This window comes from Microbacterium sp. GW823-FHT02G05 (assembly GCF_058797175.1).
Genome location: NZ_JBXAJK010000002.1, coordinates 871,602 through 885,925 on the forward strand (window position 1 = coordinate 871,602; position 14,324 = coordinate 885,925).

Consider the following 14,324-nt stretch of genomic DNA (forward strand, 5'->3'; position numbering starts at 1 on the left):
CGGGTGTCGGGTGGCGTTGCCGCACACCCGACACCCGTTCGGTGTCACTCTGCCTTAGGCGTCCGTGCTGCCCAGTGCGCGTCGGCGCACGAACAGGAGCACCGCACCCGCGATGACGGCTGCGAGACCGCCACCGATGACCCAGCCCGGAACGGGCGTGCCGCCGGTCGTGGCGAGATCACCCGCGCCCGGAGTGGTGCCGGCGCCCGCGCCACAGGTCGGCTTCGTCAGCGTGAACTGCTTCGTCGCCGTGCCGTCAGAGTGCAGTGTCCACCCGTCACCGGAGGTCAGCGCGTAGCCGGCCTCCGGAGTTGCCGTGATCGTGACCGTCTCACCGGCAGCCGGCGAGGCGTTCGACGAGGTGTACACGATGCCCGGGGTCGTCGGCAGCGTCAGCGTGGCGCCGGCCGCGCAGGTCGCCTGGGTGATGCCCGGGTCGACCGTCACCGGTGCACAGTCGAGCGCCGCGGGGATCTCCATCTGCATGGTCGCCGTGAAGTTGTCCGGCGCGAGGGTCCAGCCGTCAGCCGGATCCAGCACGTAGCCGGGCACTGCCGTTGCGGTGACCGTCACCGTGGTGCCGGGGACGACCGATCCCTCGGTGATCTCGTAGGTGACACCTGTGGAGGTGTCGAAGATGACCGTCGGCGTGCTCACGCCGCCAGCGACACAGACATTCTCGATGGTCGGGGTGACCGGCGTCACCGCTACCGGCAGGATCACGCAGCCGGGGTCGGTCAGCTCGATCACGCGGGTCGCCGTCTTGCGGTCGCCCGAGATCGTCCAGCCAGTGACGGTCTCCTCGAACACAGTGTTGCCCTGGGCCACGGCCGACACGGCGACCGTGCCACCCGCAACCTCCGCACCCGACTTCGAATACACGACATCCGCCGTGTCCGCAGGCAGCGTCACCGACGGAACCGTCGCGACGCCCGACTCACACACCGACTCGACAACCGTCGGAAGAACCGGAGCCACAATCACTGGAGGAACCGTGCAATCCGGATCAGCCAGCTCGATCACACGAGTCGCCGTCTTGCGGTCGCCCGAGATCGTCCAGCCAGTGACGGTCTCCTCGAACACAGCGTCGCCCTGGGCGACGGCCAACACGGTGACCGTGCCACCCGCAACCTCCGCACCCGACTTCGAATACACGACGTCCGCCGTGTCCGCAGGCAGCGTCACGCTCGGCGTGGTCGCAGCGCCTGCATCACACACAGCCTCGACAACCGTCGGAAGAACCGGAGCCACAATCACCGGAGAGCAATCTGGCGTCGTCAGAACGACATCGCGAGTCGCCGTCTTGCCGTCGAGAGAGACGGTCCACCCTGCGAGCGTCTGCGGGAACACATTGTTGCCCTGGGCCACAGCGGTCACGGTGACCGTGCCGCCCGCAACCTCTACACCCGACTTCGAATACACGACGTCAGCCGTGTCCGCAGGAACCGTCACCGACGGAACCGTCGGCGAGCCGTTCTCGCACACAGCCTGGACGATGCTCAGCGGACCGGGCGCCACCTCGACCGGAGGAACCGTGCAGTCCGGATCAGCCAACTCGATCACACGGGTCGCCGTCTTGCGGTCGCCCGAGATCGTCCAGCCACTGACCGTGGTCTCGAACACGTTGTTGCCCTGAGCCACAGCGGTCACGGTGACCGTGCCACCCGCAACCTCCGCACCCGACTTCGAATACACGACATCCGCCGTATCCGCAGGCAGCGTCACGCTCGGCGTGGTCGCAGCGCCTGCATCACACACAGCCTCGACAACCGTCGGAAGAACCGGAGCCACAACCACCGGAGGAACCGGCGCGATCATCGGCGTTCCGCAGGACGAGTCCGGGTCACCGAGGAACGGGAACGCGTGGAACTCGCTACCTGCCCGGTCCTGGCTGAGGTCTCCGCCCACCCAGTATCGACCGTTGGATCCACCCGCGTTCTGCTTCGTGATCGACCCCGACGAGGGAACGACGACCGAACCTGGCACCTGACCGCCGGCGAGCGTCACGTCCGTGGCTGTCGGGAAGGTCCAGAGCATGCGGGCGGCGACCTGACCGAACGCGGGAGCGCCCATGACGATCTGCGTGCTGCCGATGAAGAGATCGAGGACGTTGACGTTCGCGGTGGCTCCCGTGACGTTGATCACGGTGACATCGGTGGGATCGATATCCACAAGCTTCAGCACGACGCCCTGCCCCGTGAGCTGCGAACCGGGGATGGTGATCAGGTGACGATCAGCCCCGGCTGTTCCGCGGAGCTCGAGGTAGCCGCCATCGGCAAACGCGTACGAACCGGGAGTTCCCGTCTGGTTGCGCGCGACGAAGTCGTGGAGGATCGAGAAGTCGTCATTGGCCCAATCAGCGAAGACCGGACCGAGCGCATCCGCGCGGCCCATGTTCTGCGTCAGCTGGCCGGAACCCGCCTCGAGCGAGATCTGCGACACCGGGGAGGCTGTTCCGCCGACGCGGACGTTGCCCGGAAGCAGCGTTCCGTTCGCAGCGATAGAGCTCACCAGCGCACGGGTCGTGCCGTTCAGAGTGAAGTCCCCACCGACACGGATCAGGTCCTGGTCGGCGACCGGGACGATTCCCGAGCCCGCGCCGACGTAGCCCATGTTGTAATTGGCGTTGCCTCCGAGGGTGGCATTGCCGTTGACCACGAGCTGGCCTTCGAGTTCGCTGCCCTGCAGGCGGGTGAAGTTGCCGCCGACGTAGACGTTGACGTTCTCATCGACCGGCTGCGGCTTCGTCGGGTTCAGAGGGTGCACGACACCCACTCCCGATGTGGCCTCACAGGCTTTGAAACTGGCCGGAGCGATCGGCTCCGCAGGCAGCGGCGCAGCGGCGGCAGCGGTCGCAGGCAGCACAAGACTGCTTCCGACCAGCAAGACCCCTGCGAGAGCTGCGATGTGTTGACGCAGACGCATGTTGTCCTATCTTGTTCTAAGAATTCGGGCACACCACGAATCGATAGGGCAGATGTCCCCCACCTGCGGGCGCCCCTCAGAGCCCGCTCCCCAACGCGATGCGATATCAGGATATCGGGAATTTGAGCTAGGCGCTAAACAAAATACGCGAGCCGCGTTTTCACGCTCAGTATCGGTAGTGCTCCAGCTTGTAGGGTCCCTCGACGGGCACACCGATGTACGCTGCCTGCTCAGCGCTGAGGTGGGTCAACTCAACCCCGAGTGCGTCGAGGTGCAGGCGCGCCACCTTCTCGTCGAGCGACTTCGGCAGCACGTAGACGCCGACCGGATACTCGTCGATCTTGGTGTAGAGCTCGAGTTGCGCGAGCACCTGGTTGGTGAACGACGCGCTCATGACGAAAGAGGGGTGCCCCGTGGCGTTGCCGAGGTTCATCAGACGCCCCTCGCTGAGGACGAGCACACTGCGCCCCGTGGGCAGGCGCCACTCATGCACCTGCGGTTTGATCTCGATCGCCTCGGCACCCTCCAGCGACTCCAGTCCCGCCATGTCGATTTCGTTGTCGAAATGACCGACGTTCGCGACGATCGCGAGGTGCTTGAGTCCCAGGATGTGCTGCGTCGTGACGACGTTCTTGTTGCCGGTGCCCGTGACGACGATGTCGACCTGGTCGATGACGTCTTCCAGGCGCGTCACCTGGAAACCATCCATCGCGGCCTGCAGGGCGCAGATCGGATCCACTTCGCTGACGATCACGCGCGCGCCCTGGCCCCGCAGCGCTTCGGCGGCGCCCTTGCCCACGTCACCGTAGCCGCACACGAAAGCGACCTTTCCGCCCATGAGCACGTCGGTGGCACGGTTGAGACCGTCAGGCAGGGAGTGGCGGATGCCGTACTTGTTGTCGAACTTGCTCTTCGTGACGGAGTCGTTCACGTTGATCGCGGGGAACAAAAGAGTCTCGGCCGCGGCGAGTTCATAGAGCCGGTGCACCCCCGTCGTGGTCTCCTCGGTGACACCCAGGATGCCTGCCGCCACGCGGGTCCAGCGCTGCGCGTCGCTCGCCAGCGAGGCCCGCAGAGTCTCGAGGATGATGCGGTACTCCTGCGCGTCGCCATCCGCAGCCTCCGGAACAGCACCCGCGGCTTCGAACTCGACGCCCTTGTGCACGAGAAGTGTCGCGTCGCCGCCATCATCGAGGATCAGGTTGGGTCCGTCGTGTCCGGTGGATGACCAGTCGAAGATGCGCTCGGTGCACTGCCAGTACTCAGCGAGCGTCTCGCCCTTCCAGGCGAAGACGGGAACACCCGCGGGCGCGTCGACGGTGCCGTTCGGACCGACCACGACGGCCGCGGCGGCCTCGTCCTGCGTCGAGAAGATGTTGCAGCTCGCCCAGCGCACCTCGGCGCCCAGCGACACGAGGGTCTCGATGAGAACGGCCGTCTGCACCGTCATGTGCAGGGAGCCGGCGATGCGCGCGCCCTTGAGGGGCTGCTCGGCGGCGAACTCGACGCGCAATGCCATCAGCCCCGGCATCTCATTCTCTGCCAGACGCAGCTGGTGGCGTCCGGCTTCTGCAAGGGAGAGATCAGCGACGGCGTAGTCGAAAGTCGTGGACATGGTCGTATTGTTCCAGGTCCGTGCGCGGCGGTTGGCTGCGTGACGACATCGAAGGACTCAGGTGCGCAGTGCTTCGTGGCGCACGATCATCCACCCGGCGGGCACCGACAGCCGCTCTGAATGCGGCGAGCACAGGTCGTGGGCGTGCGGGTCGTTCGCCGCGCCCAGGGGCCCCAGCGCAGCCATCTGATCGCCGTAGTCATACGTCAGCGTGGCGACGGCCTCGCGGGCGCAGCCAACCTTGGAGCAGATTCGTCCGTGCATCGCCCACAGCTTAGACACCGTCGATGCCCGAGACCGGATGCCGCGCGGCAGAGCGCCTAGACTTCTGAACATGCCCCGTCGACGCTCTGCATCGGTTCCGCCCGCTCCGCGGCGCGCGACACGTCACGGCCGACACGGCCGCCTCGGGCGCAGCCCGGTCGTACGCCCGCCGCTTCCGGCCCTCGACGGTCGAATCGACACGTTCGATCTGACGGTCAGCACGGCGGTGGACTTCCTCTGCTCGGTATGGCCAGAGCTTCGTGATGTGCGCGTCGAGGTCGCAGCGATGCCAAGCATCGACGACCCTGACGGGATGCCCCGGTGGTACGTCGACGCCGCGCACCACCGCATCGTGCTCTTCCGTGTGCCGATCGAGCGACTGCTCGTTCCCGGGCACGACGATCTCGCCCACCGACGGATCGCGATCGAGAGCGCGGTCTTCCGCGCCGCCGCAGAGTACACGGGCCGTGAGCCGTGGGACCTCGGTCCGCACGGGTTCCACGACCACTGAGCCGCTCCCCTCCTAGGGGTAGACCGTCACCGCGCTGGATGAGGCGGCAGATGGCCAGACCGGCCATCCCGCGATCGCTCCGGACGTCGCCATCGTGACGGCCGCATGCACGGGAGCCGTGGTGGAGAACCCGTAGGACGTGTCAGCGTCGACCTCAACGAGCGCCGAGCCGTCGGCCGCGACGGGGATCTCACGCTGATCACCATTGGCGAGGTCGGTGAGGATCACCACCGCATCGGTCTCCGTCGTGTTCCGCAGGTGCAGCCTGGCCTCTGGGCCGCGAGGCACGGCGAACGTCGTCGGCTCCGTGATCGTCGGTGCGGGTGTCATCCATGCGAAATCTGCGCCGGCGCCCGCTCCCGTCAACTGCCAGACGGCCGCCACCACGGGTTCGTCCGCGTCGATCTCGACGCTGTAAGTGCCGACGGCAAGACCCGGAAGATCGACTTCAACAGGCTCACCCGCGCGCAGCTCCACGCTGATCTCATCGCCCACGACTCGCGCGCTTTCGGCGTCGCGCGCGGTCAGGCGGACAGTCGTGTCGTTGCTTGGCGCCATCAGGCGCACGATGGTCATGGATGCCGCATCCGTCGCCTCTTCCAGCACCCGCACGCCCGCCAGCACCTGAGCGCGCTGAGGCTGTCCTGTGCCGTCCTGCAGATCGACTCCGCTCGGATCCAGCACGCGGATCAGGCTGGACTGCAGCATGGTCCGCAGCGGCGCTCCCGTGGCCGTGACACGCACGATCGGCGTGCTCTCCCCCGCGGCACCCGCCGCCAGCGGCACGGAGATCTGCGTCCGGGGGGCCAGCACGATGTCGCTCGTGCGCTTCGGCCCGGCGGAGCCGTAGACCGTGAAGGATGCCGTCGCGGTGACGTCGCTGGGGTTGGCGATGAGGACGATGTCACTCGTACCCGTACTCGCGGCGCCGCCGACGATCCACGACTCCATGCTGGGCGCACGACACGCGGATGCGGCGAATCCGGCGAGGTCAGGCTGCATCACCGACACCGACTCGGCGGCGGCGATCTCGACAGCCTCGCGCGCATCGGAGCGACCGACGTACATCGTCTGCTCCCCCGCGTCTGCGAGCTCCGGCATCCGCAGCTCGTGCTCCTCGACGCGCACGCCATCCGCGGCGCCCACCGTCACATCGGGAAACGCTGCGGCGCTGACGAGCGCCGCGTTCATCGGGTCACGGCCCAATGCGCGCAGGGGTCCCGCGCATGTGAGGAAGATGTCACCCGAGATCGGGGTCACCTCCGCCTGTGCGGGTGCCTGCGAAACCGCAGGCCAGGCCATCGGCACGGCGACGATGACGCCGGCCACGCAGGCCGCAGAGACAGCGATACCTGCAATGACGCGCGCACTGGTGGCGGCCACCCGGACGGCGGTGGGCTTGGTCATCGGGATTCCTCCTTCGCCGCGTCTCCATCCGGATCCAAATCGGTCCTCTCGTCTCCAGACACGGGGAGCTCTGCTTCTGCTTCTGCTTCTGCTTCTGCTTGATCTGTCGCGGAGGCGTCGACATCGAGTTCTTCACTCGTGGCCACGGCGGTCACCTCGGCCGTGCTCTCCTCCTGCTCGACCTCGGGGGCCGTCGCTGTGTCTGCCGGCCCCGGCGTCGCCTTGTACGTCGCTGCCGCGCGTTCCCGGCGCGGCCTCGGCGTCGCCTCCGAAGCCAGTCCGACGATACGCGAGCGCCCTCGTGCCGCGCGGCGTGACGCCCGGGTGGGGATCGCCAGCAGCAGCGCTGCCAGCAGGACGAGCAACGTCACACCGGTGACGAGTCGCGAGGTCCCCAGTTCGGCCGCGGTCAGATCGGCGCGCGGTGCGGGCTCTGCCTCCAACCGCCAGAGCACGCCCTTCGAGGTCTCCCCTACTCGCACGAAGCCAGCACGACGGTCCAGCGCGGTGATGGCTCCGAGGCGCTGCTCGCGGGCCGCATCCGTTTCGCCTTCCGCTTCGCGAGTCAACAGCACGAAGCGGACGCCGAGGTCGGCGAGCTCCTGCGGAGCGTCGAACTCTCGCGCCGAGATCAGGTCGACCGCCAGGACGCTGATGTCCTGCCCCTGCGGCGAGGTCGCGGTGCTGAGCATCGTTGATTGTGCCGAGAGCGTATCGCTCGCACCCCACACAACATCGAGCCCGATCCCGCCCGCGGGCTGCGGGGTGAGCACGAGCGTACCGAGATCACGGTCGCCCCGCGCCTGCGCCTGCACATATGCGGGCAGGGTGCTGACGGGACCGTTCGTGAGCGCGGATGCATCGCGTGCGACGGCAGTCAGTGCCGGAACGGCACCCACGACGATCGCGAGCGCCGCGACGACGGCAGCGGATGCGCGCAGCGCCGGGAGCGTGATCGCGGAGTCCAGCGTGACGAGGGCGGCGCCCAGCACACCGATCCACGCCAGGCTGAGGGCGGATCCCGGCCAGATCGACACCGGCACCGAGTGCGCGAAGCTCACGAGGATGCCCACCGCGGCGAAGGCGGTCGCCAGCCCGAGCACGGCGACGATCAGCGCAACGATGCCTGAGGACCACCTCGGTGACAGCGGAGCGAACACCGCGAGGAGGGCGAGCGGCGCAGCGATCCACAGCGCCCAGGCCGACACCTCCGTCCCGAACATGCTGCCCCATCCGGCGATGTCCATCGTGGGGAATCCGGCGGCCATCACCAGGCGTCCCATGGAGTCCGCCGTCGCGTGCGGAAGATTCGCGATCAGCCCCGGGTCGGCGAAGATCGCCCAGACGTTGCCCTCCGAGAGCTGCCAAACCACAAGGGGCGCGAATACGACGGCTGTGGGGATCAGCAGCCACAGCAGTCGCACCGCACCACGAACCCGACGGTGCAGCAGCGCGATGATCACGGCGATCGTCCACAGGACGAAGAGCGCCGGCGCGAGCGACGGCGCACAGGCGATGACAGCACACACGAGAAGCGACGCAGCACCCGCTGCGCCCCAGGAGCGGTGCGCGACGAGCGCGGCATGGAACAGCCAGGGCAACAGCAGGTGCACGAGAACCGCGGCGGGGCGGCCCTCGGAGAGCGCGGTGAGGAAGGTCGGCGCGAGCGCCCAGACCACTGCGGCGAAGATCCGCAGGCCGGGTCGATCCGTGAGTCGGGTTGCTGCGAACCAGCCGCCGAGAACAGCGAGAGGGAGGGCCAGCACCCACAGAAGCACGAGCGCATACGACGGAGTCGCGGGCCACAGCGATCCGAGTACCGCGAGCACGCCGGCGAACGGATCAGCGGGCCCCACGACGTCCACACCACCACCCCGGAGCCCATACGCGGCATCACTCCACAGCGCCCCGACAGTCTGACGCAGCGGCAGAAGTGCTCCGCCGCCGATCGCAGGCCACGCCAGAAGACTGGTGAACGCAGTCACGCTCACCAAGAGCGCACCGAGCACCGCCCACGCGCCACCGCCGGAGAAGAAACCGAGCTCCTGCACATGTGCGCCTTCAGCACCATGGCCGTCATCCAGACGCTGGCGCATCTCGGCACGGGAAACCCGCAGCGGGGCGATGCTCGCCCATGAAGCCTTCCTGATCTCGCGGATTCCCCGGCGAGACTGCGCAACCGCTCCCCCATTCACCATCGCGACGGCCGCGGCACCCCATTCGGGAGCTACGGCCGCGGGGCGCTTGCCGATCAGATGCAGGATCGATCGCCAGAGCGCGAGGGGAATCAGCGTCAGCCAGTGCAGCGGCACGGCCGCCGCCGGCGCGTAGGCGAGGCGGCGATGCAGTTGGGCGCGGCGGCTCGCGAAGGCGTGCGCGGCGGTCCCCGGTCGCAGCGCGGAATCCGGCGACACTGCGATGCGCGCCTTCGCTGTCGGCGCGAGTCGCGCACCAGCCAGGCGTGCGCGGATGCCGAGGTCGAGCCCCTCATCCTCTCCGCCCAGCCCGGGGTCCGGACGGAGTGCTCGCCGCCACTCGGCGCGGATCAGCAGTCCGCGGATATCCGCACCCAGCGCGTCATCCTTGCCGTCGTGCTGCCCCTGATCCAGTTCTCCTGCGACCGGATCCACGGCGCGTCCGAATCGTGTGACCGTCTGTCCGAACGACACGAGTTCGTCGGAATCGAGGCTGCTGACCAGCTTCGGCGCGGCAACGGCCACCGAAGGCGAGCGCTCCAGCGTGCCGACAAGACTCTCGAGTGCCCTCGGTTCGGGCACGGTGTCGTGACTCAGCAGCCAGACGGCAGAACCCTCGGACACCCGAGGCAGCGCAAGAGCGACCGCCGAGGCATACGAGGTGTTCCCACGCGTCTCGACGACGCCTTCGGCCGCGGCGGCGACAGCAGGACTCTGCCGTACGGCATCGGACGCGCCGCACACGACGATGGTCAGAGCGTCGGGGGTGTACGTCTGTTGCGAGATCGCATCGAGAGCCCGCAGGAGACGGGCGAGCGAGGTCGCACTGGTACGTGTGACAAGAATGGCGTGAACTCGGGCAGGCATGACGTGGTCAGCCTAAGCGCGGATTCCGAGCAACACGGCTTCCATCTCCGCGCGTCGAGGATTCAGCACGACAAGATGCGTATGGTCCCTCAGCTCGCGCGACGCTTGAGCTTGCGACGCTCCCGCTCGGAGAGTCCACCCCAGATCCCGAATCGCTCATCGTTGTTGAGCGCGTACTCCAGGCATTCGCCGCGCACATCGCAGGAGGTGCAGATGCGCTTGGCATCACGCGTGGAGCCTCCCTTTTCAGGGAAGAAGGCTTCGGGGTCGGTCTGCGCGCACAGGGCGTCGGTCTGCCAGGCGAGAGCGTTGTCGTCGTCCGCGGAGGGTCGACGTATGCCGGGAACCCCAAGGTTCACCGGATCGACAAACCAGTTCTCGGGAACTTCTGATCGATAGCCGGCCATGGTCTCCCCTCCTATCCGACTCCTGCACCTTCCGGCGCAAGCGCTTGACTAATTACACCCGTGTCATTCGCTGGGGTCAAGTCGCGGATAGTAAACCCTCAAGCAGGGCTTTAAGCTTTACGGCGTGTCGGCGGCGTGTCGTCTCTTGTCAGCGAGAACCCGGCTCTGCCACGAAGACCTCGCCGACGCCGGAGAGCACGAGCGCCGACTCGGCAGCATCCGCAAACACCGCCGTTCCCACCGGAACCGGCAGAGCCAGGGCATCCGCGCCGATGACCCGAACCTCTCCGCTCGTCGCGAGCACCATCGCCGGCGCCTGCACGTCGATCGCGATGTCCTCACCCGACAGCACCACGCGCGACAGTGCGAAGTCGTCGACCGGGACCGGGAAGCGCTGGACCGTCATGCCGGGATCAGGCCGGATGATCTCGACATCACCGGGAGTCGTATCGACGATCGTCAGGAGCTCGGCGACGTCGATGTGCTTCGGCGTGAGCCCGCCACGCAGCACGTTGTCACTCGCCGCCATGATCTCCACCCCGAGCCCGGAGACATAGGCGTGCAGAAGTCCGGCACGCAGGAAGACGGCCTCGCCGCGTCGCAGCACCACGAAGTTCATGAGCAGCGCCACGATCACGCCCGGATCCCCCGGGTTGCGGGCTGCGATCTCGCGGATCGCGACCAGCGTCTGCGCGAACTCCGCAGCCACTCCGCCCTGCACGGCGTCGATGATGTCGGCGACCTCCGCCGTCGTCGCCTCGGCGAGCGCCCACTGCAGCGCCGCCCGCAGCGGGTCATCCTCCCCGTCGAGCAGAGCGCTGAGTCGGGAAAGCCCTGCGGATTCCTCGGTCGATGAACGCAACTCTGCGAGCAGGCGACGCGAAGCGGCAAGCTCACGCAATCCACACAGCGCCTCGAATCGGTCGCTCAACGGCACGATCAGCTCGGGCTTGTGGTTGTCGTCGCGGTAGTTCCGCCCGGGAGCATCCGCCGGGAGCTCCGCTTCTCTCGCGAACCCCTCGACGGCCTGGGCCTTCGTGGGGTGCACCTGGATCGACAGCGGGTCCTCCGCCGCGAGGAGCTTGAGCAGGAACGGCAGCTCTCCCCCGGTCACCGCATCCAGCGTGCGCCCGTCGGGCAGATCGGCAGGATCGCCGGCGTGGTCACCGAACCACACCTCAGCCTCGGGAAGCTCCGCCGGAACTCGACCTTCCAGAGCGGCGAGCAGAGTCGTCGATCCCCACGCGTAGTCGCGCGGAGCATTCGTGAGGGAAAGCAGCATGCCCCCACATTAGGTCGGAAACGATGTGTCGCAGCGACCCGCCACGCACGAGGTGCAATTCACCCGCGCGCGATAGCCTGAACCACGATGGCGCAGATCTCTCGACTCTCGGTCTCTCCCGCACCGACCGCCCCTCCCCGTGAGGCGACCGGTCACCTCTTCCTGCGCGGATACGTAATCCTCCTGCTGTTCGTCACGTTCGCGCACACCGCCGTCTTCAATCTCGTAGGCCCGATCGGATCCACGATCGCACTCGGCGTCCTCACGGCAGCGACCCTCGCCATCTGGATCCCCGCGCTCGCGAGGCAGCGCCCGCAGCGGTACCCCTGGCGACGCCTGCCGTGGGCTGCACTCGCTTACGTCGCATTCGCGCTGCTGTCGGTGGCATGGTCGCAGTGGCCGGCTGCCACCCTGCTGACCGGTGCTCTCCTGCTGTCGATCACCGTCAACGCGCTCTTCATCGCGGCGTCGCTCAGCTGGCACGAGATCATCCGAGCGCTCGGATCCGCGTTCAAGTGGATCCTCGGCCTGTCTCTGCTCCTCGAACTCTGGGTGTCGCTCGTCCTGCGGACACCGCTGCTGCCCAACTTCTTCGACGCCCCGAGCGAGAAGATCAACCCGCACTGGTACTGGGTGCGCAACAACCTCCTCGACGGCGGCCGCATCCAGGGCATCGTCGGAAACTCGAACGTTCTCGCGATTCTGTGCATCATCGCCCTGGTCGTTTTCGGTGTGCTGATGGCAGCGGGCGCCCGCCGCCGCGGCATGCTGATCGCATGGATGGCCCTCGCAGCGTTCCTCTTCTTCCGCGCGGGCTCCGCCACAGCCGCCGCCTGCGCCATAGCTGTGGCCGTCGTTCTCATCACGGTGCTGCTCATGCGGAGAGCGCGCGTCCCCGAGCAGCGCAGGCGCATCTACATCACCTACGCCGCCGTGGCCGTGGCGCTCCTCGCCGCGGTCTGGTTCGGGCGAGACCTGCTGTTCAGCGCGCTCGGACGCAGTTCGGATCTGACCGGCCGTCTGGACATCTGGCAGACGGTCCTCGAGCGTGCTGCGCAGCATCCCATTGTCGGCAACGGGTTCTCGTCTCCCTGGGTGCCCTGGGACCCCGGCTTCGCCGGCTGGATAGACGACCACGGCATCACGGTCTTCCACGCCCACAACATGTGGGTGGACGTCTTCCTCCAGCTCGGTGCGGTGGGAGTGATCCTCATGGTCGCCACCTATCTCTCTCTGGTCTGGCGCGCCTGGTTCTTCGCCGTCGATCGCCCCCGCTGGGACCTGAACGCACACCGCCGATACTCCGCGCTCGCGGTCCTGCCGACTCTTCTCGTCGCGGTCCTGCTGACGCAGGGGCTCGCCGAATCCGGCCCGATCATGCTCTGGGGCTGGATGCTCGTGGTGCTCTTCAGCGCGAAGATCAAGGCCGTCCCGCTCGTCGGAGTCGGACTGAGCGAGCGCGCGAACCTTGTCGAGGGCGGTCCGCGGCGGAAGCAGGCTCCGTGACGGCGGCGCGTCGCACGCTCACGCAGATGCTCGCGTCCGCGGAGATGGCGCGGGCGTTCACCCTGACCGTCCTGCTCGCCGTGTTCTCCTCGTTCGCGATCGTGCGGATGAGCGGGATGGCCACGCTCTCCACCATCATCGTCGTGCTCTGCATGATCGGGCTCGCGATCCTCTTCGTGCGTCGAGAGGAACTCTCCCTCCTCAGGATCGCCCCCACATCGCTCGTGGCCTTCCTGCTGTGGACGCTGGCCAGCACATTCTGGTCTACGGAGGCGGGCGACACCCTCCGCGGCTGGGCCGCGCTCTTCGGCTTCGCCTTTCTCGCCGTCACCATCGGACACATCCGCGACACGCTCCAGACGGTCCGCGCACTCGGCGACACGCTTCGTGTTCTTCTCGGCATCTCACTCGGGCTGGAGATCTTCTCCGGAATCCTCATCGACACCCCGATCCGCGTCCTCGGCATTCAAGGCAACCTCGCCATCGGCGGCCCCGTCCAGGGCATATTCGGCAGCCGCAACATGCTCGGCTTCATCGCGGTGATCGCCCTGGTGACCTTCGTCATCGAACGACGCTCGCAATCGGTGTCGAACGTGGTCGCGGTTCCCTCCATCGCGCTCGCGGGAATGCTGGCACTGTTCTCCGCGTCGCCGACCGTCATCGTGCTCGCCCTTGCCGTCGGCATCGCGACTGCTGCCCTCGCCATCGTGCGGCATGCGAGACCGGAACGCCGGTCCGCCCTGCAATGGGCAATGGGAGCTGCCGTCGTCGTTGCCCTGACCGTCTCGTTCATCCTGCGCCACCGCATCATCGCCTGGCTCGATGCGGGCAGCGATTTCAGCACGCGCGCGGACCTGTGGAATGCCCTTCTCGACCAATGGGCGCGTCGTCCCGTTCATGGCTGGGGATGGTTCGGGCCGTGGCAGACGGATGAGTTCCCGTTCAACGCGATCAACTACTTCACCCGCGATCAACATCGCACCGCCCTCAACGCCTACTTCGACACCCTGCTCCAGGTCGGTGCCGTGGGCTTCGCACTCATCGTGCTCGTCGGAGGGATCGCCCTGGTGCGGTCCTGGCTGGTCGCCAGCGTCCGCCGCTCTGTGGTGTACGCCTGGACGCCCCTGCTGCTGGTCACACTGGGCGTCGAGTCCATGTTCGAGAGCTTCACGCTCTCGGGTGCCGGGTGGTTCCTCCTCGTCCTGTGCGCGCTCCGCGCTGGACAGTCGCGATCGTGGCGGGAGAACATCGACGCCGCGCATACCGGGACGATCCCGACCCTTCCACCGGGTATGACGTCGTGACGCACCTCCAGGCCCCACTCTGCCCGGCGGGGTAGGCTACT

10 protein-coding genes are annotated in these 14,324 nt (G+C 67.5%); 3 read left to right on the forward strand and 7 right to left on the reverse strand.

What is annotated here, in order from left to right; all coding sequences use genetic code 11:
• Window positions 1-54 precede the first annotated feature (54 nt).
• The 3 genes from AC1REM_RS14215 to AC1REM_RS14225 all read right to left on the reverse strand — a co-directional run bounded on the left by AC1REM_RS14215 (window position 55) and on the right by AC1REM_RS14225 (window position 4,804).
• Window positions 55-2,925, reverse strand: a complete 2,871-nt coding sequence (locus tag AC1REM_RS14215; protein WP_492515192.1) for a choice-of-anchor A family protein — start codon at window positions 2,923-2,925, stop codon at window positions 55-57.
• 166 nt (window positions 2,926-3,091) lie between these two features.
• Window positions 3,092-4,540, reverse strand: coding sequence for an adenosylhomocysteinase (gene ahcY, locus AC1REM_RS14220; RefSeq protein ID WP_492515193.1), 1,449 nt, complete (start codon window positions 4,538-4,540; stop codon window positions 3,092-3,094).
• Window positions 4,541-4,597: 57 nt separating this feature from the next.
• On the reverse strand, window positions 4,598-4,804 hold the full coding sequence (locus AC1REM_RS14225) for a DUF3499 family protein (RefSeq protein WP_492515194.1): 207 nt from the start codon (window positions 4,802-4,804) through the stop codon (window positions 4,598-4,600).
• 70 nt (window positions 4,805-4,874) lie between these two features.
• Here AC1REM_RS14225 and AC1REM_RS14230 point away from each other — a divergent pair, with 70 nt between their 5' ends.
• Window positions 4,875-5,315: a hypothetical protein gene (locus AC1REM_RS14230; RefSeq protein ID WP_239526518.1), complete on the forward strand. Its 441-nt coding sequence runs from the start codon at window positions 4,875-4,877 to the stop codon at window positions 5,313-5,315.
• Between the two features lie 12 nt (window positions 5,316-5,327).
• On the opposite strand, the gene AC1REM_RS14235 is transcribed toward AC1REM_RS14230, so the two are convergent.
• The 4 genes from AC1REM_RS14235 to manA all read right to left on the reverse strand — a co-directional run bounded on the left by AC1REM_RS14235 (window position 5,328) and on the right by manA (window position 11,473).
• Window positions 5,328-6,722 carry a DUF5719 family protein gene (locus AC1REM_RS14235; protein ID WP_492515195.1) on the reverse strand — a complete coding sequence of 465 codons (1,395 nt, stop codon included), beginning with the start codon at window positions 6,720-6,722 and terminating at the stop codon, window positions 5,328-5,330.
• The gene (locus AC1REM_RS14240) at window positions 6,719-9,784 is read right to left on the reverse strand and encodes a glycosyltransferase (protein WP_492515196.1); all 3,066 of its coding nucleotides are present in this window, start codon (window positions 9,782-9,784) and stop codon (window positions 6,719-6,721) included. The genes AC1REM_RS14235 and AC1REM_RS14240 overlap by 4 nt, the downstream gene beginning before the upstream one ends.
• A gap of 89 nt (window positions 9,785-9,873) precedes the next feature.
• A complete protein-coding gene (locus AC1REM_RS14245) occupies window positions 9,874-10,191 on the reverse strand; it encodes a WhiB family transcriptional regulator (RefSeq protein ID WP_271171593.1) in 318 nt (105 codons plus the stop codon).
• Window positions 10,192-10,339: 148 nt separating this feature from the next.
• Complete coding sequence (gene manA, locus AC1REM_RS14250) at window positions 10,340-11,473, reverse strand: mannose-6-phosphate isomerase, class I (RefSeq protein ID WP_492515197.1); 1,134 nt, start codon at window positions 11,471-11,473, stop codon at window positions 10,340-10,342.
• A gap of 87 nt (window positions 11,474-11,560) precedes the next feature.
• Between manA and AC1REM_RS14255 the strand changes: the two genes are divergently transcribed.
• Window positions 11,561-12,979, forward strand: coding sequence for an O-antigen ligase family protein (locus AC1REM_RS14255; RefSeq protein ID WP_492515198.1), 1,419 nt, complete (start codon window positions 11,561-11,563; stop codon window positions 12,977-12,979).
• On the forward strand, window positions 12,976-14,283 hold the full coding sequence (locus AC1REM_RS14260) for an O-antigen ligase family protein (protein ID WP_492515199.1): 1,308 nt from the start codon (window positions 12,976-12,978) through the stop codon (window positions 14,281-14,283). The genes AC1REM_RS14255 and AC1REM_RS14260 overlap by 4 nt, the downstream gene beginning before the upstream one ends.
• Window positions 14,284-14,324 lie beyond the last annotated feature (41 nt).